General features: G+C 37.1%; 22 protein-coding genes and 1 pseudogene. 14 read left to right on the forward strand and 9 right to left on the reverse strand.

The genetic code is table 11. The annotated features are described in order from the left end of the window. The first annotated feature begins 131 nt into the window (after nt 1-131). The 5 genes and pseudogenes from FZC40_RS14535 to FZC40_RS14555 all read left to right on the forward strand — a co-directional run bounded on the left by FZC40_RS14535 (nt 132) and on the right by FZC40_RS14555 (nt 3,880). A complete protein-coding gene (locus FZC40_RS14535; protein ID WP_148605652.1) occupies nt 132-332 on the forward strand; it encodes a hypothetical protein in 201 nt (66 codons plus the stop codon). Between the two features lie 504 nt (nt 333-836). After that, nucleotides 837-2,336: an IS21 family transposase gene (gene istA / locus FZC40_RS14540; protein ID WP_186843872.1), complete on the forward strand. Its 1,500-nt coding sequence runs from the start codon at nt 837-839 to the stop codon at nt 2,334-2,336. Between the two features lie 68 nt (nt 2,337-2,404). Continuing rightward, nucleotides 2,405-3,129: pseudogene (gene istB / locus FZC40_RS14545) on the forward strand (IS21-like element helper ATPase IstB). Then, nucleotides 3,130-3,528, forward strand: coding sequence for a hypothetical protein (locus FZC40_RS14550; protein ID WP_148605656.1), 399 nt, complete (start codon nt 3,130-3,132; stop codon nt 3,526-3,528). Between the two features lie 40 nt (nt 3,529-3,568). Continuing rightward, the gene (locus tag FZC40_RS14555; protein ID WP_148605658.1) at nt 3,569-3,880 is read left to right on the forward strand and encodes a hypothetical protein; all 312 of its coding nucleotides are present in this window, start codon (nt 3,569-3,571) and stop codon (nt 3,878-3,880) included. Nucleotides 3,881-4,028: 148 nt separating this feature from the next. Here FZC40_RS14555 and FZC40_RS14560 read toward each other — a convergent pair whose 3' ends face one another. From FZC40_RS14560 to FZC40_RS14580, 5 genes are all read right to left on the reverse strand, one after another. Then, on the reverse strand, nt 4,029-5,468 hold the full coding sequence (locus FZC40_RS14560; protein ID WP_148605660.1) for an MATE family efflux transporter: 1,440 nt from the start codon (nt 5,466-5,468) through the stop codon (nt 4,029-4,031). A 142-nt stretch (nt 5,469-5,610) separates the two neighbouring features. Continuing rightward, the gene (locus tag FZC40_RS14565) at nt 5,611-5,790 is read right to left on the reverse strand and encodes a hypothetical protein (protein ID WP_148605662.1); all 180 of its coding nucleotides are present in this window, start codon (nt 5,788-5,790) and stop codon (nt 5,611-5,613) included. A 64-nt stretch (nt 5,791-5,854) separates the two neighbouring features. Beyond that, nucleotides 5,855-6,157: a helix-turn-helix domain-containing protein gene (locus tag FZC40_RS14570; RefSeq protein WP_148605664.1), complete on the reverse strand. Its 303-nt coding sequence runs from the start codon at nt 6,155-6,157 to the stop codon at nt 5,855-5,857. Between the two features lie 52 nt (nt 6,158-6,209). Beyond that, a complete protein-coding gene (locus FZC40_RS17830; protein ID WP_311135697.1) occupies nt 6,210-6,383 on the reverse strand; it encodes a type II toxin-antitoxin system RelE/ParE family toxin in 174 nt (57 codons plus the stop codon). Between the two features lie 752 nt (nt 6,384-7,135). Further along, entirely contained in the window at nt 7,136-8,581 is a 1,446-nt protein-coding gene (locus FZC40_RS14580) for a DHA2 family efflux MFS transporter permease subunit (RefSeq protein ID WP_148605667.1), read from the reverse strand. 171 nt (nt 8,582-8,752) lie between these two features. Here FZC40_RS14580 and FZC40_RS14585 point away from each other — a divergent pair, with 171 nt between their 5' ends. Then, nucleotides 8,753-9,508: a MerR family transcriptional regulator gene (locus tag FZC40_RS14585; RefSeq protein WP_148605669.1), complete on the forward strand. Its 756-nt coding sequence runs from the start codon at nt 8,753-8,755 to the stop codon at nt 9,506-9,508. 391 nt (nt 9,509-9,899) lie between these two features. After that, nucleotides 9,900-10,922 (forward strand): alpha/beta fold hydrolase, encoded by a 1,023-nt coding sequence (locus tag FZC40_RS14590; RefSeq protein WP_186843873.1) that lies wholly within the window; start codon nt 9,900-9,902, stop codon nt 10,920-10,922. Nucleotides 10,923-11,460: 538 nt separating this feature from the next. Here FZC40_RS14590 and FZC40_RS14595 read toward each other — a convergent pair. Then, nucleotides 11,461-12,864 (reverse strand): sigma-54 interaction domain-containing protein, encoded by a 1,404-nt coding sequence (locus tag FZC40_RS14595; RefSeq protein WP_148605673.1) that lies wholly within the window; start codon nt 12,862-12,864, stop codon nt 11,461-11,463. A 253-nt stretch (nt 12,865-13,117) separates the two neighbouring features. Between FZC40_RS14595 and mtgA the strand changes: the two genes are divergently transcribed. The 7 genes from mtgA to FZC40_RS14630 all read left to right on the forward strand — a co-directional run bounded on the left by mtgA (nt 13,118) and on the right by FZC40_RS14630 (nt 21,069). Next, a complete protein-coding gene (gene mtgA / locus FZC40_RS14600) occupies nt 13,118-14,038 on the forward strand; it encodes a [methyl-Co(III) glycine betaine-specific corrinoid protein]--tetrahydrofolate methyltransferase MtgA (protein ID WP_148605676.1) in 921 nt (306 codons plus the stop codon). Between the two features lie 15 nt (nt 14,039-14,053). After that, nucleotides 14,054-15,631, forward strand: a complete 1,578-nt coding sequence (locus FZC40_RS14605; RefSeq protein ID WP_148605678.1) for a glycine betaine uptake BCCT transporter — start codon at nt 14,054-14,056, stop codon at nt 15,629-15,631. A gap of 13 nt (nt 15,632-15,644) precedes the next feature. Then, on the forward strand, nt 15,645-17,072 hold the full coding sequence (gene mtgB, locus FZC40_RS14610) for a glycine betaine--corrinoid protein methyltransferase (protein WP_148605681.1): 1,428 nt from the start codon (nt 15,645-15,647) through the stop codon (nt 17,070-17,072). 25 nt (nt 17,073-17,097) lie between these two features. Next, nucleotides 17,098-17,763, forward strand: coding sequence for a glycine betaine-specific corrinoid protein MtgC (gene mtgC / locus FZC40_RS14615; protein ID WP_148605683.1), 666 nt, complete (start codon nt 17,098-17,100; stop codon nt 17,761-17,763). A gap of 271 nt (nt 17,764-18,034) precedes the next feature. Further along, nucleotides 18,035-19,237 carry a quaternary amine ABC transporter ATP-binding protein gene (locus FZC40_RS14620; RefSeq protein ID WP_148605685.1) on the forward strand — a complete coding sequence of 401 codons (1,203 nt, stop codon included), beginning with the start codon at nt 18,035-18,037 and terminating at the stop codon, nt 19,235-19,237. Beyond that, nucleotides 19,230-20,054 (forward strand): ABC transporter permease, encoded by an 825-nt coding sequence (locus FZC40_RS14625; RefSeq protein WP_148605687.1) that lies wholly within the window; start codon nt 19,230-19,232, stop codon nt 20,052-20,054. The genes FZC40_RS14620 and FZC40_RS14625 overlap by 8 nt, the downstream gene beginning before the upstream one ends. Nucleotides 20,055-20,160: 106 nt before the next feature. Continuing rightward, nucleotides 20,161-21,069, forward strand: coding sequence for a glycine betaine ABC transporter substrate-binding protein (locus tag FZC40_RS14630; protein ID WP_148605690.1), 909 nt, complete (start codon nt 20,161-20,163; stop codon nt 21,067-21,069). 492 nt (nt 21,070-21,561) lie between these two features. On the opposite strand, the gene tnpC is transcribed toward FZC40_RS14630, so the two are convergent. From tnpC to tnpA, 3 genes are all read right to left on the reverse strand, one after another. Beyond that, nucleotides 21,562-23,184, reverse strand: coding sequence for an IS66 family transposase (gene tnpC / locus FZC40_RS14635; RefSeq protein ID WP_148605692.1), 1,623 nt, complete (start codon nt 23,182-23,184; stop codon nt 21,562-21,564). A 139-nt stretch (nt 23,185-23,323) separates the two neighbouring features. Then, nucleotides 23,324-23,698: an IS66 family insertion sequence element accessory protein TnpB gene (gene tnpB, locus FZC40_RS14640; RefSeq protein ID WP_148605694.1), complete on the reverse strand. Its 375-nt coding sequence runs from the start codon at nt 23,696-23,698 to the stop codon at nt 23,324-23,326. After that, entirely contained in the window at nt 23,695-24,024 is a 330-nt protein-coding gene (gene tnpA / locus FZC40_RS14645; RefSeq protein ID WP_148605696.1) for an IS66 family insertion sequence element accessory protein TnpA, read from the reverse strand. The genes tnpB and tnpA overlap by 4 nt, the downstream gene beginning before the upstream one ends. Between the last annotated feature and the right edge of the window lie 250 nt (nt 24,025-24,274).

The following is a 24,274-nucleotide window of genomic DNA, read 5'->3' on the forward strand; positions in this document are numbered from 1 at the left end:
TTATTAATCTTGATTTTTTACACAAGAAGCATGAAAAAACGACAGGCGCACATCTTTGAATTAAGAGAAAAGATCGCAGAAAATGATCATAGAAATTAAGAAAGAAATAAAATTAAAAGGAGAAAATGAAAATGTTTGATGCAATTTTTACACACTCAACATTAGGATTTTGTATTTGGGATATCCCATCTTTAATTGTACTGATAGCAATTGTTGCTATTTTCATTGTGCATCGCCACAATCAGAAAAAACGCGAGAAGGATTTTGAAGATCAATTAGCGGAACGATGGGCGGATGAATCGGTGGATACCGGGAGAACCAGACGCTCATAAAAGAAATTCTCAAACGGTGCCTGGTACACTAACTTGTTGACCAGGCATTATAAAAAAAGAAGACGACCTGAGTTTGAACCGACCCCCAAAAGTTAGACCAAAAATCTAACAATTGGAGGTCGGTTCAAACTCAGGTCGTCTTTTCTTTATAGACTTTAGTCTGTTGAGTAGCGTATAGTACACGAAACAATAAACCACCTGCTATGCGGGTGAAAGACATAAGGGTTATACCAAAAAATCACCTTTCCATTTAAGATAGAGATGTTCAGGCTCTATCAAAGTAAGCGCTCAATAACACGGTGTCTTACATTCCTAAAAAATCCATGAGATATATTGATTTACAATTAAAAATGACCAGCAATTCACGTTTAAAAAAGACCACTCGAATCGTTTCTTTCAGCAATGACAATAATGAAGCCCAAAAAATAATGACGTTTAAAATTGACCACCTGCCAAATTTAAATTACCATACTTTTGAGACATCTCGAAAGGTGGGACAAAGGAGTGAAAAATTTGCAACAATGGGCAGCGGTTCAGGAACTGCATCGAAAAAAAATTCCGATTGCACAAATCGCAAGAGAATTGGGTATGACGCGAAACACGGTAAAAAAACTAATCAAACAAAAGGAGGAACCCAAATATACAAGAACTACCTATCCATCAAAGATGGAGCCTTACCTGGATAAAATTATCGACTGGCGGACATTGCCGGAATATGATTTTAATGGAACACGGATCTACAGAGAATTACAGAAAATAGGTTATGAAGGATCGATTAATCCCTTATATCGGGCATTAAAACGAATTGATGAACAAAGCAGAAGCTATATACCAATAGCTACGGTTCGCATTGAAACACCCGTTGGTGATCAGGCTCAATTCGACTGGTCGCCTTATGATATGGTGATTGGTCAGGAAATAAAAAGGGTCTATTGTTTCACGATGATTTTAGCAGCCTGCCGGAAAAAAGCGGTCTGCTTTTCACTGACCTGCGATGGTGAAGCCATTTACGAAGCGATTCAGGAGTTGTTTGATGATTTGGGAGGGGTTACTCTGGAACTTCTCATCGATAATCCAAAGGCACTGGTGATTGATAATAATTATCAAAGCGAGGAAGAAATACGTTACAATCCGAAAGCGCTGCTGCTTGCAGCCCATTTGGGAATGGAACTGAATGCCTGCAACTGTTACTGGCCAAGAACCAAGGGAAAGGTGGAAAAGCCTTACCAGTACATTGAAGAACAGTTTATCAAAGGCAATCCATTTAAAACCATGGAAGCCTTAAACTTTGAGGGAAAAGCATTCATCAATGCGTGGAATCATGAAACACATTCAACCACCAGGCGTATTCCCAACGAATACTTTGAAACAGAAGAAAAACAGGCCTTACTTCCCCTTCCACCGAAACGACTGCGGTTTAAACCCCTTATTAATCGCATTGTCAGCAATGACAGTTATATCCATATCAATACCAATCAATACAGTCTGCTCGTTGACTATGTGGCTCAGACCATCCGGTATCGGATTGTGTATGGTTTTCGCATTGAAGTTTATACCGGGGATGATCAGAGGATTCTCACCGTTGAAGCATTCGATGGACGTCATGGTTTATTCAAGCAGGAAGAACATTATGCGGCCATTGCCCCCCGGGCAAGTAAATCCATTCCTCAGATTCGTCGTGACTTTACCCGATTGTTTGAAAATGGGCAGCGCTATCTGGACGAAGCCAGCCATCATTTTCAGCAGCCAACCTATCATGCCCGAAAGATTCTAGAGCTCACAGATCTGTATAAACCAGAGGATCTGGATCAGGTACTGGGTTATGGACTAGCCCATGGTTTGCTCGATATCAAAGCCATTAAACGGCTGTTACGGGATCATTTCTTTGAAATCATTTCTCAAAACAAAGAAATGTCAACAAAAATGGAAGTGCGTGAACATGAATCGGAATTGATTCGAAACTGCGATTATTATGAAATACAGCAGGAGGAGATTACGCTATGAATGCATTGTCAGCACCTGGACCGGATGATTATATTCAAACACAACTGAAACGTTTTAAGCTGGTGGATATGCGGGAAAACGGCGATGAAATCATTCAGGACGCCATCACCAAAAATTTAGGCTATAAAGAATTTCTGATTAAACTCATACAAGTCGAAGAAGAAGGAAAAAAACGTCGATTAACTGAAAAGCTGATTTTAAAAGCCGGTTTCAATTATCTAAAGACTCTGGATGACATTGATTATGCCTTCAATGATCAGATCCAGCACCAGAAAATACGGGAACTGGGAACACTCGCCTTTATGGAAAAACAGGAAAATATTATTATTATCGGGCCACCCGGCGTAGGTAAAAGCATGATTGCAACCGGTATTGGATTGAATGCCTGCAAAGCCGGTAAAACTGTCCGATTCACCAATGCCAAGGAACTGACGGATCAGCTGGGCGATGCGTTGAAAAAAGGAAATCTGAAGCAGGCTCTGGCCCACTGGAGAAAACACAACTTTTGATTATTGACGAATTATCGTATTTAAAAATGGACAGAGAAAAAGAGAGTATCTTCTTTCAAATCATTCGCCAACGATATGAAAAGCACTCCCTTATCATCACAACAAACCTTCCCATGGGTAGATGGGACGAAGTATTTACGGGCCAATTGGCGGCAACCGCTATCCTCGATCGATTGGTTCATCATTGTCATGTCCTCAGTATAACAGGTGATAGTTTTCGTGTCAAAGGGGAAAATTATCAGAGAGAAAAAAGAACATTACACAAGGAAAAGGAGGATCAATAAATGCCGGGAATCTATCGTGATTATGAAAAAATTATTGAAATTTACAATGCAACCGGAAGTAAAGATGCCCAGACCTTCATCCATGATACCTATGGCACTCAAAATCCCTGGGCTTTGATCAGTCGGATGAAAAAATTCAGTTATGATAAAAACAGTCAAAAATTCATAAAAAATCAAGTGTCCACTGAAACCGCTGTTTTTCTCAATCTTGACGATTTATGCCAAATCAGGGCCCAAACGCAAACACCGGATACCCAACTGAACGACTTATACCAAGAGCTTGTTCAGGAAAAGCTACTACTGCTGTTACATTATGTTAAACTGGATACGGTTGGTCGAATGGTATCCATCAACAAAAATCGTTTGACAACCGACGGTTATCAACTGAAACTGGAATAGGGTTTCACTGATCAATTTTAAACGTAAAAAACAAATCCAGATGGTCAAATTTCAACGTAAAAGATACGATTCACGAAAAATAATCATCTGGATTTTAAAAATCATAGTCTGGTCGAGTTTAAACGTAACCATTAAGGACGATGCCTTTGGATCAGACAAAATAGTATACTCGAATGATATTACAAAAATTACCCTGCCGGAAAATGTCACAATCAATGAAACAAACATCCATTCCATGGGAAAATATGGTGCAGGATTTAAAGCGGCTTATAAAAACGTAATATCCGGCGGCAAGGGCACCTACACCTGTAATCCTTTCTCGCGACTCCCCAGGTCAAAACAATTAGAATAAATCGGATTAAGATAATTGTTGTATATCGAGAATGGATACTTATTTCAATACTGGTGAAACAAAACATCGATTAACAAGAACACAATTGGCGTACTCTCCGATTGTGTTCTTGGAATAAAAGCACATTTTTGCGGTACCATTTATTAGATCACTTCTTAAAATAATGCGATTTAACTCTTGACTTTAATAACTTCAATCGATTTGCTTCGGTTTGATTCAAGCTTCTTTGAATTTTTACTAAACTACCGCTTACATCTTCACTCATTTCTTGGGTCATAATATTTTGTAAAATTATGGTTGCGATAACAAGCATAATCAGATCTGTAGTGGCTTCAGCATAAATATATCCCCAAAAGCCAATATAATTATTCATAATTAAAAGCACAGGTATAAATAAAATACCTTGATGTGATACCGGAATAATAAGAGCCGGAATGGCCTTTCCCATGGATTGGACTGTAACGGCGCAAATTAATAATATTCCTAATAAAGGTAAAGACCACTTTAAAGCACGTAGAACCGTCCCTCCTGCTACAATTACCGTTGGATCATTCGTAAATACACTAATGATTTCCTCTGAAAATCCCCCTAAAATCAACGTTAAAGCAATACCAATAAACGTGGTAATGACGATAGCTTTTTTGAAAACATCCTTAACCCTTCCATAATCCCCTGCTCCATAACTATATCCAATCAATGGTTGACACCCTGCAGCAAATCCAAATAAAAGAGAAGTTCCAATAGTCATTACCTTGCTTGCAACCCCAAGGCTTGCCAAAATAATATCACTGTAAGAAGCGGCAATATTATTACTGACGATAATTGCAATACTCATAGCAAATTGAGCCACACTTACTGGAATTCCAATAATAAATATTTCTTTCCAAATTAATTTATCAAAACAAAAATCTCGGATGCGAATTTTCAATAATGTTTTCCCACTAAAATAGCAATACCCATAATATAGTAAGGCAACCAAATGCCCTATTATAGTGGCAAAGGCAGCTCCTTTAATGCCCAACCCCAAAATAAAAATGGGATCTAAAATAATATTAATTATGGTCCCAAGCAAGGTCCCATTCATTGTAATTATTGCTGAGCCTTCTGAACAAAGCAACTGACCTAGGATAATATTTCCCATAATAGGCAGGGTTCCTAAAAGTAAGATACTGATATAATCAAGAGCAAATGGAAACGTTTGCTCACTAGCTCCAAGAATATAAGTTATCGGTGTAATTAACGTAAACCCCAGAACCATCGTCAATAATCCAAGTATAACATAAATCCCGACTCCAATTGCCAATACGCGGTTTGCATTTTTTTCATTATTAGCGCCCAGGCATCGAGAAATATAAGAAGCTCCACCTGCAGCGACAATGCCAGCCATGGCTGACATTATCATAAAAACAGGCTGTACAATGGTGCCTGCAGCCAGTTGAGTTGAGTCATTTAAAAGTCCGATAAAAAAAATGTCAATCAAATTATAAAAAACGCGCGCCATCATTCCCAGAATGATCGGAAAGGTAAGTTTAAAAATAGCATTGGATGTGGGTTCCTTTAGTAATAAAAACAGTCGTTTATCTTCCACTTGTTTTCTCCAATCTATTTGATTAGCTTTCTGGCTTCATCATAAACATATAATTCCTCTGAAATACTCTCAAATAAGGCTTCAGTAACGTGAATTTCTCGTTTAAAATCTACTTACGTGCAATCCATTGAGTTCTCCTAACTCATGGTAAGGTCTGCGACTTTTTTTCAAGCAAAATATTTTGGGCCTTGATTTTAACACTGTCAATATTATAACCAGTGATGACCGAAACAATGGATAGCAAATTATCTTGATCCCCCAGTCTGATAGGCATGGAGTGAAACAGTCCAATGGTACTTTTTTTTGAAGTTGTTATTTCCATGTGTAAGTTTCCTCTCGTTTTTTAAAAGTTAAGTTTACTTGGCTCTAGGGGACCTCAGACATCTTCAGTTCGTTTTTTTTCGTTTTTCTTTGGGAACAATAGCCAAAGTAAAGCCCAATGGATCAAGGAGTTTAAACAGGGTATCAATTTTTGGAATTGCCTTAAGGTTTTCTAAGCGTGCAATAGCCGGTTGTTTTAAACCAGTTAAATCAGCAAGCTTCTTTTGAGACATTCCACTCTTTTCACGGGCTTCAATCAGTTTACTGATAAGGGCCACCTCAAACTCAATTTCAGCTCTCTTTGAATCGCTCACGAAACTGGGATCATAAAGACCGCTAAACTCTTCATTTCCTATTTTAATACTCATTTTAGCTTGTCCTTTCTATGAAATCGCTCATATTGCGTTTAGCTTTATCTATTTACTTTTGTGGAGTCTTTCGAGATTTCTTGTGGAAGTAATGAAGCAAAACAAATGTTTCTTCTTTCCAATAAAAGAAAAACATTCGGTCTGATAAAGGTCTAAGTTTCCAAATGGAGTCATCAATGTGTTTAACAGTTGGGTTGCCGATCCTTATTCCATATCCTACAATGATCGAATATAGGCAGTGATCTTAGTAAATTTGAATGCGATCCTGTTTGATTGGACTGGATCTGACTTTTATTCCCTTACTGGTTCATTTCTGTTTGAATCTTTATAAAATAATATTACTTTAAATATATCAATTTCTTTATTATATGAATAATAACATATTTGTTATATATTGACAATGCTTTTGTGCTATATATAGAATTTTTAGAACGATTAGAAAGAAAAAGCTCTGCAGTAGAGCCTGATTCAATTCCATCTGTAAAGCTTATTTTTGTTTCCTCTTTTGTTTTATACTACCCTCAATAAGTTGAGTCAATAAAGAAAAGAATTATTCTTTTCCTTATTGAGAAGGCAAGAGAAAAAGAAGCAAAAAAAAATCTACCCATTCGTCAGAATGCCTTAAGCATTTTATAGTGCTGTTGGAGGTGTAGAAGCACAAGAAGTTAATAACCAAATTGCTGATAGTGAATTTCAGATTAAATCCGACTATTATTTTGAGCTATGAGTGATTGATGATGTTTTAGGCCTTATGTTATAACTTTTAGGGAGTTTTTCAGAGTTGATTTGAGATTAGACATGACGATAATTCATAAGATTAATTGTCACCTTGAACCGGTACGGCCCACTGGTGGGATAGTGCGCTCTGAATTAGTTATTATCAGGTTAATCCTGACCTTGTGCTAGTTGAATCATATGTTCGACATTTGAATGAGTTCTCTGGTCTGGTCGCTGCCTTAGGGACATAGAAGAAATTTATCAAGGAGCTGTAGTGCTATTCGCTGATTTATGAGAAGCTTTGTTTGTTAAGAACAAAGCTGGAATGAACATTATCAAGCTAAGAACTAAGGCTAACATGAAACCATTATGGTAAGCAGTAGTCATGAGTGAAATCGTTGGCTCTTTACCTTGGATTGAAAGGCTAACGACGGTTGCAAGCGTTGCTGAACCAAACCCACCACCAATACTTTGAACGAGTCGAGTTCCGACGCTGGCTTGGGCTATTTCTTGTTTGACCATACCCGTGTACGCATCAGTCATCATTGGAATGGTGATCCCGCCGATACCGATACCGCGGACAAACAAGACAACACACACAACAATGAGTGAAGATGCCTCATTGAAGATGACAAATGGAATCGTACCAATGATCGCCAGTGCCAAACTTACTAAGACGACATTACACGCCCCCAATTGATCAGTCAGTTTACCGATCAATGGACGAGCAACCAACATGCCCAGTCCTTGTGGAATCAAGATCAATCCAGCGCTCAAAACTGAGAAGCCCATAATGTTTTGGAAAAACAAAGGTAATAACAGCATTGGACCATTGGTGGCAATCCCTGTAAGGAACAAGCCAACCATAACCGCACTGAAATTTTTCGACTTAAATAAGTGTAATGGAAGAATTGCTTGTTCCTTTTTGAAAGCAGCGTGAACCGTATAGATGGCTAAAAATGCGATCCCAGCAACTACAAAACCAATCGTCGTGCTGTTGTTAAAGGTAGCATTTTTCGCTGCTCTAGTAATCCCATAAATCAAAGCGGATGAACTGGCACCCAATAAAATGATACCAATAAAGTCGGATTTTGTTTTAATATTAGAAGGCGTGAAGTTAGGCAACTTCAAAATCATCAAAGTGATGGCAAAAATTCCGATTGGAATGTTGACAAAGAAAATGTAACGCCATGATAGGAATTGAACAATCACAGCCCCAATAACTGGACCAAAGATTGGACCCAAAACCATGGGGATACTAATGGTCGACATTAAACAGCCCATTCGCTCTTTTCCGGCAACTTCAACTGCCAATGTGGTCACTAATGTCATAATAAAGCCAGCACTAGAACCTTGAATAATTCGGAAAACAATCATTGAATTAATACTCCAGCTAAGTCCCGAAGCAATTGAAGTAGCCAAAAATAATATATTAGCGCCAATCATTAACCATTTACCGTTGAAACGTTGAACTGCCCAACCAGCAAGTGGCACTGAAATTGCCATGGATAGCACGTAACCAGTAATTACCCATTGAATCATATCAAGTCCAGTACTGAAATCCGTACTCAAATGCTTGACGGCAATGTTGACCATCGTTGAGTCAAGTAGTGGCATAATTGCTCCAAGCACTAAAATCCAAGCAAGGTTAATAATTTTCTTTGGAATCGGCTCAAGTTCAGGAGCTTTTTCATACTTATTCATAATAAATCCTCCTCATTGTGTTCGTCGTTTTTATTTATTGCTTTTTCACTTTACAAAGCAACGCTTTTTGTTGATAATGAGAGTATATTATGTAACGTTGCGTTCGAGTCAAGCTTTTTTAAAAAATATTCGAAAATATTTTATCGACCTATCGAACAGAAAGAAGAATAAAAATTGAAAAGTGTAAATGAAGTGAGTAAGCTCTCTGGGGTCAGCCGTCGCACCTTGCAATATTATGATGAAATCGGATTATTACCGCCCAGCGCGGTGAAAGAATCGGGCTACCGCCAATATGACGACGAGAGCTTGCGCCGCTTATGGAACATTTTATTCTATAAGGAGCTTGGTATTTCCCTCAACGACATTCGGTTAATACTTGAAAATCCAAAAGAAATGGAAAAAGAGTTAATGCGGCAGCATAAACAAATCCTTTTGGAAAAACAATCCCAATTGCAAAAAATGATAGTGTCAGTTGACCGTATTTTGGATGATAAGTTTGATATTTCAATGCTTCGGGATTTTGATAAAAATCGAATTGAAATGATAAAGAAAACATATGCAAATGAAATCCGAGAGGTCATGCAAAGTGCCTTTTTTCTGCCATTAGTGAAAAGTGGAATACTTCCGGGCCGCGTATTTATCCTTAAAAATGCTTCAAATATAATGACCTTGGATTTTAGCGAGCTCATTGCTCTTAGTGTGAAGGTCCTACAAAAGTTTCGTGAAGCCATGAAGGATGGCCCGGAGAGTTTAACGGCAAGAGAGGCAGTTACTGTTTATCAGGAATTGATATCCAAATGGACTCCAACTAACGATAAAACTTTCCGTAAAATCGGACAGTCATATTTAAAGTATAAAGAAGATTTAGACAAAAAGATGCCAGGACTAGCGGAATTTGTAAGCTCGGCCATTAGGTATATCTATCCATAATCAGATGATGCAGTGTGTGAATAAATATGTTCTTTCGCATATTTCTAAAATAAAAATTGATTTATGCTTCAGCACCAAAAGGATTATCCCAAAAACAGTCCTGTTAAAGAGACTGTAAATAATTTTGTGCTTTCATGTTTAAATATTATGACGATAGTTTTTAATATCAATTGTAACCTTGAACCGGCACGGTCCGCTAGCTTCTGAAATTGATTCAATTATTTGATTTTCCAATTAAAATTTGCAACAGTTCAGGGAAAAACATATTTGAGGTATTGAAAAAAATGAACATGAAAACATCGTCAGATTATTTGATATAATTGACAATGTTTGTAGCGAAAGATATAAACATTCAGGCATGGCAATTCAATTAAAAATTGGAGGCATTCTTATGTCACTATTCAGGGCTTATACACCATCCTTTAAAGATATAAAAGGGAGAGTAGTAGAAAATAGTATTGCAGAAATGAGTATGGTTACAATCGGAAATACAAAACAGTCGATCATAATTCGTGGTGAAAATAGAAACAATCCCGTGCTATTGCTTTTGCATGGCGGACCCGGTTCATCTGAAACTAGTCTTTTCAGATATTACAACTCTCCATTGGAAAAAAAATTTGTAGTTGTGTATTGGGACCAGCGAGCCTGTGGAAAATCATATACAAAAAGGACTGCAACCGAGCCATTATCTGTAAGTATGTTTGTTGAGGATATTTGCGAGTTAACACAGTATTTAAAAGCGCGCTTTAGTAAGAATAAAATTTTCTTATTGGGTCATTCCTGGGGAACCTTAATTGGGACGTTGGCAGTATTGCAACATCCAGAACTTTTTTGCGCATATATCGGAACAGGGCAGGTTTCCAGCATGCCGGCAAGTGAGTTGGAATCTTATCAATTTACATTAAAGGTCGCCGTCGAACAACATAACCGAAAAGCTATTCGTGAACTGAAAGAAATAGGTAAACCCCAGAACGGCATCTATAAATGCGGGGTAACCGGAACAAGAATACAAAGAAAATGGCTCACTTATTTTGGTGGAGCAATTTACGGTTCTAAAAACTTGAGTGCGTTTATTATGAAAATATTTACAGTCAAAGAATATAATCTTACTGATATTATCCGATTCTTCAAAGCAATGAATGCACCATCAAGGAATAGCATGTCACAAAATGAATTTTTAAAAATTGATCTTTTTGAAACAGTGAAAAGCCTGGAATTACCAGTTTACTTTTTCCTTGGCAAGAATGATTTTCAAGTTTCTTCCATTGTTGCTGAAAAATACTTTCATTACTTAAAAGCGCCCAAGAAAAAACTTGTTTGGTTTGAAAAGTCAGCGCATTCTCCCTGTTTTGAAGAATCTGAAAAATTCAACAGATTATTGATCGACATGGTTTTAGCCGAAAACAGATTATAAAATAATAAAACGACGTGGACAAGCTTGGTATTATGAAGACATGATTTTATCTGTTTTTACTACATTCCCGCTATAGACAAAATATACAATGAAGTCATTGCAGGATTTTCTCTCACATTATATTCTACTTGAGAGGTTACCCTTATTATGGAGTTCCTTCGTTGTTATGAGTAACGGGAATCCAGGATTCATACAAATATTTAAGACCTGAAACTCTCCCTGATTAATTAACCATTAATCTAGAAAGGCTTCCTAGACAAAAACGAATTATTTACAGTCTCAATTTTCAAACCAGTGATTGAAAAAAATTATATTTGTTTGTTGTAAGATAAAAATGGTTCTTTCCAATATTGGTTGAAATAATTGTATATCACATTACGAATCGTATTTAAAATGCTCATTTTTTATTCTTAGTAGAGCGCTTTCCACTAACTTTGGAAGGAACCAAAAAACGGCTTACAAAAAACATATACTTAAAGATGGGAGCGATATTTAGTAGCATATTCTCTCTTTTGATAATCAGTATTTCTAAATAATTTCAATTTTTACTTACATATTTTCCGATTAAACGATAGGCTGTCGCTTGACTTAGGCCAAGAGTCTCCGCAAAGTCACTGATTTGAGGATGAATTTTATGATAATTCTGGATAATCTTTTTTTTATAGTCTTCAATTAGTAGTTCAAAGGTACGTTGATAATGTACAAGTTCATTTTCATTGATAAAGTTGAGAATTTGTTCTGGAAGTTTATCATCCGTTATGATATTTCCGAGACTCATTACAGCCATGTAATCAACCGCATTTCTCAATTGTCGTACATTTCCTGGCCAGTCATAATTGGTAAGGGCGTCGATGACTTTATTAGAAAAAGATTTGTTTTGCTGGTATTTTTTATTGTGTTCATTAAGATAGAATGTTGCAATTGGTAAAATATCATGGCGTCGTTCTCTCAAAGCAGGAATTGTTTGAGTAATACCGTTAATTCGCCAAAAAAGATCATCTCTGAATTTATTTTCTTTAACCAATTCTTCTATATTTTTGTTTGTTGCCGTAATTATTCGAGTATCCACTGTTTTCTTTGTCACGTCACCAACAGACATAAAACGTTTGTTTTCTAAAAAATCAAGAAGCTTTAACTGTATTTGAGGTTGTAATTCACCTATTTCGTCAAGAAAAAGTGTGCCTTTATCTGCAAGTTCAACCAGTCCCTTTTTTCCTTTAGGATTGGCTCCAGTGAATGCGTAGGGTACATAGCCAAATAATTCACTTTCAATGAGGTTTTCAGGAATTGACGCACAATTAACCGATATGAATGGATGATCAGCCCGTAGACTATTATCATGAACATATTTTGCAAAAGTACTCTTACCAACACCAGTTTCACCAAGTAATAAAATCGGAATATCTGATTTTGCACCTCGATATAGTTTGTTGAGAGTACTATAGAGACTATAACTTCTTCCTACAATATTATTTTTTTGCTTTGATATTTCCCTGAAATTTTCTTGCTTAGTATTTTTTTCTGAGTCTAAATAATCTATATCGAACTTAATATAGGGTTCGGTTTTTAGAGTCGTATGAACAATATATTGTATTTCTTTATCGTCATCAAAAACTGGAGTTGCTACGGTAATGTGTTTCTCACCTGTAATCATAGATTTTTGGTGTGCAAATATTGTTCGTCTTTTTTCAATAGCATAGGAAGTCGATGGTGGGCTCCAGTAGCCTTGGTACGATGTTAAAAAGTTGGTCTTATACATTTTTTCAAGCGATAGACCATGATATTCATAACACATAGGATTTGAATACAATACAGATCCTTTAATATCGGTAACCGTAATTTCACAAAAGCAATTATTTAATACGGTTAATAAAAAGTCATCAAAATGGTTGAAGTTATTCTTTTTAACATCTGAAATTTTATCAGATTTGATGTTTTTCATAATGCGCTCTCCTTTTACATAAGTATATTTACAAATTATGCTATCAAAAGAATAGTCAAAAGTCTACAAAATTCTTAAGAATGAGAAAATATATTAAAATCATATCATTTATGATAAACAATGATCGATTAAAAACTTTGAAATATGCGTTTGTCGAGGATTAATACGTTGGCACGGTTTTTGCGTGATTATAATAGTAAGTCCATTGTAAGCGTGCACACTTCAATTTGTGACAAACCAAAAGGAGGAGAATATGTATAGATTTACTGCAGATCAATTTGTTTATGACATTGACGGCGTAAAAATAGGTGGTCAGCCTGGAGAGTATCCGACTGTACTTATTGGCAGTATTTTTTACCGAGGTCATAAAATTATGAAAGATCCTGAAAAGGGGATTTTTGATGAAGCAGAAGCAAAAAAATTGTTAGATCAAGAAGCGGAACTTTCAGAAGAAACCGGAAATCCACGTATTGTTGATGTGTTGGGAGATACTGAGATGGCATTGATTAAACATGTGGAGTTTGTATTGAAAAATTCGAATACTCCTATTTTATTTGATAGTCCAAGTCCAGAAGTGCGAATGAATGCTTTGAAACATTTTGCGAACAACTCTTCCGCAATTAATCGGATTATTTACAATTCATTGGATGGAAATTGTAGTGAAGAAGAATTATCTATTGTGAAAGAATGTGGAGTTAAAACAGCCGTAATTTTAGCTTTTGACAAAAAACACTTAAAACCTGATAGAAGGGTTCAGTTGCTAATTGGCAATGAAAAAGAAGAGGGCATGTTGACTAAAGCGAGACGTGCAGGAATTGAACAGTTTTTAATCGATCCAGGGGTACTTGACGTAGCTAGTAGCGGTTGGAGTGCTAAAGCTATAAATGAAGTCAAAGAAAAATATGGTTATCCAGGCGGATGTGCTTCCTCGAATGCGTTGTATCTATGGAAAAAGATGCGTGAAAAAGGGACACCATATTTTGAAGTGGCAGGATCGTCAGTTTTTACATTCCCTGTATGTTTTGGTGCTGATTTTATACTGTATGGACCTTTATCCAATGCTCCGTGGGTATATCAAGCGGTGGCCACTACTGATGGTATTCTGGCATATTGTAATAAATTTACAGGAACAAAACTTGGAACCACTAATCATCCGCTCATGAAGATATTCTAGAAAAGAGGTAATATGATGGAAAATCAAAATGATAAGCCGATAAAAAAGGATAGAACCGTACTAGTCATTTCGGCCGTAATAGCTGCCGTATTTGTAATTGCAAGTATTTTGGCACCAACAGGCATGAATACAATTATCAATGGTTTGTTTTCTAGTATAACAACAAATTTTGGGTGGTTTTATCTGGTTTCTGTAGCATTATTTATTGTAGCTGTTGTAGTCTTTACGATAGGTCCCTGGGGTAAGATAAAGCTTGGTAAGGATGATGATAAGCCAGAATTTACGAATTTTCAGTGGTTTGCTATGTTGTTTGGTGGCGGAATGGGAATCGGACTTGTGTTTTGGTCCGTTTCAGAACCAATGATGGATTATTTGAGTCCACCAGTTGCAGATGCCGGAACAGCAGCTGCAATGGCGGAAGCTATGAGATTAACTTTCTTTCATTGGGGATTTTCTCCGTGGGCGATTTTCGCAATAGGAGGCTTGGGTCTAGCGTATTTCCAATTTCGAAAGGGCGAACGTTTTTTAATAAGTTCTGCATTTAAACCGATATTGGGGGACAGAATTTACGGCCCTATTGGTAAAGCTATTGATATTTTGGCAGTATTTGCTACAATTTTTGGTGTTGCAACTAGTTTGGGACTGGGTGCCAATCAGATAGCTACCGGATTGAATTTCATTTTCGGAATAAAATCTTCGTCATTTATGATAGCTGTTATAATAGCAATAATCACAGTTATCTTCACTCTGGCAACCGTATCTGGTCTTAAGAAAGGTATGCAGCTTGTTGCAAATGCAAAAATATGGTTATCTATTGGTTTTATGGTATTTATATTCATATTTGGTGGTTGTGTTGCCATTCTCAACGGTTTTACGACAACATTTGGTTCTTACATACAAAATTTTATAGGACAAACGTTTTGGATGGGAAATATTAAATGGTTAGATAGTTGGACAATATTCTATTGGGCATGGTGGATTGCCTGGGCTCCCTTTGTAGGTCAATTTGTAGCAAGAGTTTCAAAAGGAAGAACAGTTCGTGAATATCTTCTTGCCGTAACATTGTTACCATCAGGCTTTTCACTTATATGGATTGCCATTTATGGTGGTGCAGCCTTTAATATAGATGCTGTAACTAATGGTGCAATACAAGCGGCGGTTAATCAGGATTATACAACTGGTCTATTTGCTTTACTGCAGCAATTGCCTTTGTATAGTATTACTTCTATATTATCGATTGTGCTCATTATTGCCTGCTTTATAGGTGCCGCGAATTCAGCTACCTATGTGCTTGCAATGTTAACATCTGGCGGTGATATGGATCCTAGTAAAAAATCAAGAGCAGGATGGGGGATTGCGCAGGGTGCTGTTACTATTGCATTGATTCTTGCAAGCGGAACTTCTGCACTAAAGGCTTTGCAAACAGCATCAATTGCAGCAGCCTTCCCCTATACATTTGTGATGTTGTTTATGTGTTATAGTATCTTCAAAGCACTGAAAGAAGATTATAACGAAGGTAAACTTAAATTACCTCAATTAGAAATTAAAACAGAAACAGAACCAATTGAAAAAGAAATAATCAGTGAAAAGTGAAGGAGTGTTAGAAATGTTACCAAAATTTGATATTTTAACGAACGAAGAAGTAAATAAGATTCATGAAAATACCATGAGAATTTTAAGTGAAATAGGTGTTGAATTTGAATTTGAACCTGCAGTTGAAGTACTGAAGAAAAATGGACAAAAGGTGGATGGAAATCGCGTATATTTTGACCGTGATTTTATTGAAGAAATGATTGAAAAGGCACCGTCACAGTTTATCCTGCATGCACGGAATCCTGAAAATAATCTGGTTGTTGGAGACGATAGTATCATTTTTATGCCTGGCTATGGTGCACCATTTATTCATACTGTTGATGGTGAGAGACGCGATGCTACAATGGACGACTATAATAAAATTGTAAAATTAGCAGGTGCAAGCAAGAATTTTCAAATGACAGGTGGTAACGTTGTAGAACCGACAGATATACCGGATGAAATACGACATCTTGAAATGAGTTACAGTCATATTATCAATTCGGATAAATGTTATATGGGAAGCTCTACAGGTTATGAACGAGCAATGGATACAATAAAAATAGCCGGTATTTTACATGGAGGAATGGATGTTATAAAAGAAAAACCTGCTTTAGTATGCCTGATAAATTCACTTACCCCGTTAAAATATGATCAGAGAATGTTAGGTGCACTCATGGCTTATGCAGAAACCGGTCAAGCAATGGTAATCGCTTCACTTGTTATGGCAGGTTCTACTGGTCCGGCAACAATGGCAGGAGCACTATCGTTGCAAAATGCAGAGGTTTTAGCAGGAATAGTATTGGCACAATGTATTAGTCCGGGCACTCCTGTAATATATGGTTCGACATCAGCGATCACAGATATGTCAAGTGGGGCTTTATCAATTGGAAATCCAGAAGGGTCACTATTTACTTCAGCAAGTGCGCAATTAGCTAGATTCTATGGCGTTCCATGTAGAGGAGGTGGCGGGCTGACTGATGCAAAAATCACTGATGGTCAAGCAGGGTATGAATCTATGATGGTTTTATTGACAACCAGTTTGACAGGGGTACATTTTGTAATGCATGCAGCTGGTATTCTTCAGTATTTTATGGCGATGTCTTACGAAAAGCTCATGATGGATGATGAAATAGCCGGTATGATACTGCGCTATTTGAAAGGCTTTGATATGAGTAGTGATGAAAAAATGGCTTTCGATGTTATTAAGAAGGTTGGACCTGGTGGACATTTCTTGACACAGAAACATACGCGCAAAAACTTTAAAGAAGAATTCTTTATGCCTGCATTAAGCAATCGAGGAGCTTTCGATACTTGGCATGATGAAAAAATTGAAATTAATCAAGCTGCAGAAAAAAAATGGCAGAAGGTTCTTGAAAACTACAAAGCACCTGAATTAGATGCCAATGTAAAGGCAAAGATAGAACAATTTATTGAAAAAAGAAAAAGTGAATTAATATAATAAAAATGTAAAAATGGAGGAAAAAATGAGTACAATATTTGAAGAGATTAAAGCATGTATTATCGATGGGGATGATGAGTTGGCGGTAGAATTGGCTGAGAAAGTTATCGCGGAAAAAATAAATCCAGTGGATGCTGTTCATCAAGGTTTTATAAAAGGAATCGAAGAAGTAGGAGCAGCATGGACATCAGGAGAAGCATTTTTGCCAGATGTTATGATGGCTGCAGATGCAATGAAAGCAGGGATGGATGTTCTTGAACCCGCACTAGCTAATTGTGATAAAGGTGATGCTTCTGATAACAAGGGTAGTATTGTTATCGGTACAGTTAAGGGTGATATACATGATATTGGAAAAAATATTTTATCTGCTTTATTAACTGCTGCGAAATTCAAAGTTTATGATATTGGAACAGATCAATCTCCTGAAAATTTTGTCAAAAAAGCAGATGAAGTTGGAGCCTATGTACTTGCGGCTAGTGCACTACTTACTACGACAATGAAATCGCAAAAAGAAATAGTTGATTATCTAGAGGAAAATAATATCAGGGACAAATATTATTTAATTGTTGGTGGAGGACCGACAAGTCAACATTGGGCAGATGAAATTGGTGCAGATGGTTGGGCAGAAACTACTGAAGAAGCCATAAAAGTGATTTCAAATTTAATGGTAAATAAACCGATTGAAGATTAATAATTTGTAAAAAAGGGGCTGTTTTGCAGCCCCTACAATGAGTAATAATATAATATATGATTTTTAAAATTATGACTAGATTTATTAGGTGAATCTGGACTCATTGGTTTCATCTTTCTATAGGTTTGTTTTAATCTATAACAGTTCAAAAAAATCAACATTCTTGCATTTATAAATCATCAATTATATAATATAGATAGCAACTGATTTATTAGATTGCATGTAAACGTTTTTAAATAAGGTGATAATATCAATTAAAAGGAGAATATCTATGGAAGAAAAGTTAATTGTAAAAAACCTTATTAAAATTTTTGGCCAAAATCCTGATAAAGATTTGCAAATGATGCGTAAAGGATTTAGTAAGGAAGAAATTTTAAAGGAAACAAATCAAACAGTTGCGATAAATAATGTCAATTTTACAGTAAAACAAGGCGAATTATTTGTGTTAATGGGTCTGTCAGGTAGTGGAAAATCAACAATTTTACGTTGCTTGAATAGATTAATAGAACCGACTTCCGGAGAAATATTTATTGATGGTACAGATATAAATAAATTAAATGCAAAAGAAATAAGAAAATTCCGTCAAGAAAAAATGGCAATGGTTTTTCAACAGTTTTCACTACTTCCTCATCGAACTATTTTAAGTAATATTGCTTATGGTTTAGAGGTGCAGAAAGTTCCTAGGAAAGAACGAGAAAGAAAAGCTCAGGAATATATAAAATTAGTTGGTCTGTGTGGATGGGAGAACAAATACCCACATGAGTTAAGCGGTGGAATGAAACAACGTGTAGGGTTAGCTAGAGCTCTGACCAATGGATCAGACATTTTGCTGATGGATGAAGCATTTAGCGCTCTTGATCCACTGATTCGTGAAGAAATGCAATGTGAATTAATAACATTACAACAAAAATTAAAAAAAACAATTGTTTTTATTACACATGATTTAAATGAAGCATTAAAGTTGGGTGATCGGATTGCTTTTTTGCGTGATGGTAAACTTATACAAGTCGGAACTCCAAAAGAAATGCTCACTAATCCAGCAGATGATTATATAAAAAAATTTTTACATAGTGTCGATAAAAGTAATTTTTTGACAATAAAAGACATTATGAAAACACCATCGTTTGTATTTGGCTTAAATGATGAGATAAAGCTTGCTTTGGAAAAGATGAAGCAAAGAAATATCAATAATGTTTTTATAGAAGATCAGAATGGCAAATTTGAAGGTATCTTGACATCAGAACAAGCTTGCGAAGCATATAACAAAGGCATCACAAAGATATCAATGATTAAACTAGTACGATGTCCCACTATTACAGAAAATATTTTTGTTAAAAATTCTATTGGAGAATTTATTGAGAGTGAATCAATAGCAGCAGTTGTTAACAATAGCCAGAAATTAGTTGGTTCTGTTTTTAGTAGAGATATTATTTCTGCATTAATCAATGAACAAGGAGGTGGAAAAGATGGCTAAATTTCCACTGGGTGATTTAATTAATCAGGCCGTGGCTTGGATAATGACAACATGGGGCGACCCATTGAGTGCTTTTTCTAAAAATTTTGATAAATTTATCGTTGGTTTTCATCACATATTAGCAATATTGCCATGGTGGTTATTTATCATAATTATTGTGATTTTGGCTTTAAAAACTTCTGGTTGGAAACTTGCATTAGGATCAGCAATTGGATTATTGATTATCTATAATCTTGAATTATGGCCAGATTTTTTAGACACGGTTGTTCTTGTATTGGTATCGGCATTTATTTCTGTTTTATTTGGAATACCTCTTGGAATTATTGCAGGTAAAAGTAAGGGATTTCATAGAATTGTTACGCCGGTACTTGATGTTATGCAAACGATGCCTTCCTTTGTATATTTAATTCCGGCTCTGATGTTCTTTGGACTCGGTAATTTTGCTGCAATTTTTGCAACAATTATATTTGCAATGCCACCGGTAATAAAATTAACCGACTTAGGAATACGGCAAGTGCCTGTGGATTTAATAGAAGTTGGAGAAGCCTTTGGCTCTAATCCATGGCAGCTTTTATTTAACATTCAATTGCCTATAGCATTACCGACCATTATGGCGGGATTAAATCAAACTATGATGCTTTCATTGTCCATGGTTGTTATTACAGCAATGATTGGTGCCGGAGGTTTGGGCGCCGGTGTTTTATATGCCATTAGTCAAATGAATATCGGAATGGGTTTTGAAAATGGCATTGCGGTAGTAATTCTGGCCATTATTCTTGATAGATTAACACAGTCAATTGCTCACTCAAAGAAATAATAATACTTGTTAATATAACATATTTGTAAAATTATACTATTAAAAGATAAAATTTATATATATCATAAAATGCAAGTCAGATTTGAATTTGAGAAAGGATATTATTATGATTCATTGTAAATTAAGTTGGAAAAAGATAATAACTGTAATCGTTGTTTTCATTAGTATAATAACTATAGTAGGATGTTCTAATAATACTAACCAAGCAACCAATAATAATAGTCAGACAAACATAGGTGATTCAAAAGGGATCATAAATATTGGGGAGGTGACTTGGGCTGAAGATGTCGCTGTAAGTAATTTATGGAAAGTTCTATTAGAAGATCAAGGCTATAATGTAAAACTAACTCAATTGGACTTAGCTCCGCTTTATGTTGGTTTAAATAAGGGGGATATTAATATTTTCTTTGACGCATGGCTACCAACTACTCAACAAGCCTATTGGTCACAGTATCAGAGTAATTTGGATGATTATGGTTCTTGGTATGAAGAGGCAAAAATTGGAATTGTTGTTCCAAAATATGTAGATATTAATTCTATCGTAGATTTAGAAGCAAATAAAGACAAGTTTAGTGGTAAAATCATCGGTATTGATCCGGGTGCTGGGATTATGAAGGCTGCGGGGATGGCTTGCTCAGACTATTCACTTGATGATTTTAAAATTATCCAAGGAAGTGAAGCTGCAATGATTTCTTCATTGGAAAAAGCTTATAATAATGGTGAATGGATTGCCATTACTGGCTGGAGCCCTCATTGGATATTTGCAAAATATGATTTAAAATTTTTGGATGATCCAAAGAATTCGTTTGGTAACTCTGAAAAACTTCATATGATAGGAAATAAAGATTTTGCTGCTCAATATCCCGAAATTACAGAGAGAATCAAAAGATTTAAAATGACTGATAAACAAATCGGTAGTTTAGAAGAGCTAATTACGAATGGCATGGATCCTCAAGATGCTGCTAAAAAATGGATAAGTGATAATCAGGATGTTGTTAATACTTGGATTGAGTAACATAAGCACAAGTAGGTATCATATGTAATCATAAGATTTATTCATTAAATATGAAATTGTGTAAAAATGAAAAAAAGATATAATAAGCAAAAAATAAAAAAACTCCATGGTAAGAGTCTGAAAGGATTGAATGTCACTAAACATTGTTGACAGGGAATGGTTTCTTCCCATGCTTGTAATAAAAAGTATATAAGCTAATTTAAACGAAGCAATTGAAAGCTGAAAAATTATATTTCAACCCGGTGATTGAAATATAAAAAAATGATTTATAAGTGCCTATATTTTCTAATGTTAATTGTCACCTTGAACCGGAACGGTCCGCCTCCACCAAATAAAAACGTACAAATTGATACAATTAAGGCCGCCTTGTGATGAGGCGGCCTTTTTATTTTTGGGTAGAAATGGCTTAGCGATGGGGTTTGTCGGATGGTAAGTGCCTCAAAAGATGGCGTATAGCAAGTCTGATCGAAACCTGCTATACTGATCACATCATTATTTGAGGCACTTTTTGTATTTGTGATTGAGTCTGCATACCTCGGGCAATTCCTGAGACCATGGCAGATATTTTTCAAGTACTTCCGGCTGGTGCAGATAGTCACTGTTGGGGATTTCGGACAGAAGGTAATTCAGATATTCGTAGACATTAAGCTCGTTTGCCCGGGCCGATTCCACCAGAGTGTAGAGTACCGCATTGGCAGTTGCACCTTTGGGCGAATCGGCAAAAAGCCAGGCGCGTCGTCCTGTCGCAAAAGGTTTGATGCTGGCCTCGCAGAGATTATTGGAGATGGGAAGGCGTCCGTCTTCCAGGAAGGTCTCCAGATATTTCTTCTGGTTTCTAGAGTAGGTCAGGGCCTGTGTCAACTTTTCATTTGTTGTTGGGATGGCCGTGGTTTCGTCGACCCACGACCAAAAGGCATCGAGGATGCGACGTGATCTATCCTGACGCTTTTCTCTGATCTCCTCAAAGGAAAGATCCTTTATTTCGTTCTCAACTTTAAAAAGCAGGTCGATGTACGCCCGTCCTTCGGCACCTTTTGAACCTGGGATTTCTTTTCCATTGCTAGACAGAGGGATGCTATCGATATAATAACGGCGACAGTGCGACCAACATAAGTTGCGCCGGATATTCTCCACTTTTTCATAGGCAGAATACGCATCGGTCGTTAAATATCCATGGAACCCTGAAAGCAGCCGCCTGGCGATCTCCCCTTTACGACTTGGGGAGTAGTAGAAGAAAACGGCTTGAATTGTCTCGCATGCCGCGCTCCGGATCACCCACATATAGGACTCGCTGCTGGCTTTTTTACCATCCTCCCGGTTACACTGAATCCGTGTTTCATCCATATGCAGAACTTCACAGGAAAGCAGTTCGGTATGAATGCGTTCGTAAATCGGGGTCAGCCATTCTTCGCTGCAACGGTTCGTCCAGTTGGCCATATTTGACCGAGAAAGAATGAGCCCCAGCCGATACCAGTCTTTTTCCTGACGGGCAAAAGGCATGCCCATGGCAAACTTCTGGTACATGATCTGGGCCACCAGTGACGACGTGGCAATGGAATGCGGGAGTACCGGCACCGGTACGGCGGCTTTCTGGAAATGATCCTTGGGATTCTCACTGTCTTCTTTCCCGCACTGGGTGCATTTTGCGATCTGCTGGACAATCTGTTTCACCTTCAATTTTGGCGGTTCGTAGGTCACTTCGGTCCGGACGATCCGCTTGCCGATGACCTTCAGTTCTCCGCCGCACTTGAAGCAAGACTCATCCGGTTCAATGATGTATTCTTCAATCTCTTTGGGCAGACCGGCAAGCATTTCCTGTCGGACTCCAGGTTGGCGGGCTTTCCTGGTATGACTGGGGACGGTTATTTTCTGCTGTTCGTTGAACAGTTCTTTTGCAAGCTCCTGTGTTGTTTCAAACAGGGATAGTTGTCCATCCAGCTTTTTCGATGTTTCGGTTGAGGGGCCAAACAGTTTTTTTCTGGCCTGCAGAAGCGCCTGTACCATGTTTTCAATTCGGATATTCTGTTTGGCAATGATTTCGTCTTTGGCGGCAAGTTCTTCTTTCTGTTTTTCCACCAGCGCCCGCAATATCAGCAGTTCTTCTTGTCCCGTCATCGGTATCCATTCCTTTGCTTTTTATTGGTACTATTATACCATTTTTAGCTTCAAAACGCTACATTTATTGGTAATAAAATGCCTTGAAAACGCTACTTTAAAGCCATTTTCAAAATTTATTTGCGCTTTTTTGAAACCGTTAAAAGCAGCTGTTCTCAAGTGTCATCGTTACCGGCTGAAGGGCTTTTTTCTGCTCGATTTCAAGGCCCTGGAGAAGCCACTGAACTTGCTGGCAGTTTATTTCTTTGACTTCCGAAGGGGTTTTCGGCCACTGAAATTTCATCCCGTTGAGCAGCTTCTTGCTGGCGAGAATAAAGCCGTTGCCGTCGTAACGTAAAACTTTAAGGGCATTTCTTTTCCGGTTGCAGAAGATAAAGGCACATTTGTCAGAGAATGGATCCAGCTTGAACTCCGTATTAACAACGACGGCCAGACCATCCATCTGTTTTCTGAAGTCAGTGGCTCCACATGCAATGTAAATATGGGTTGTGTCTTTGATAAAACGATCCATCATGACTGCGAAAGCTGCCGGATAAACTGCGTTGCGAGGGAGATATCACTGTGATCTGACAGAATCAGCTCAAAACCCCGCCATTTGATAATCAATCCCGCCTTCGTTGTTCTCTCATCAGAAGCCGATGGCATTTCCAGTTTTGCAAACATTGGTGCTGCAGTATCTTTCTCCACCGGTTCCATTTTCGCCTTCCGGATGCGCTGTTTCCAATAATAGAAGGTATACGTGGTAATCTGATTTTGGGTGCACCATATTTTGACCGTCATTCCACTCGATGCCTGTTCCTCAAATCGATCTTCCCAAAGCATTCTTTTTGTTTCATCCATTGTATTCTTAACCTCCTTGAACGTTCTTTCAGGTTAGTCTACAATAATTCGGTCTGATTTGCACTACGCCATCTTTTGAATCGCTTACAAAATATGTAAAATTAATTGAATAGAATGGCTTGTATTTGAGAGGGGGGTTCGGAACGGCTTCAGTGTTTGATTCTCCTTTTTCAAATAGTTTTATTTGTTGTTCAGTTAATTGATTGTACACTGATCCAATTAGTCTACCGTTTTTATTAAACGTAGGGAA

This window comes from Acetobacterium tundrae, assembly GCF_008086615.1.
Taxonomy (GTDB): Bacteria; Bacillota; Clostridia; order Eubacteriales; family Eubacteriaceae; genus Acetobacterium; species Acetobacterium tundrae.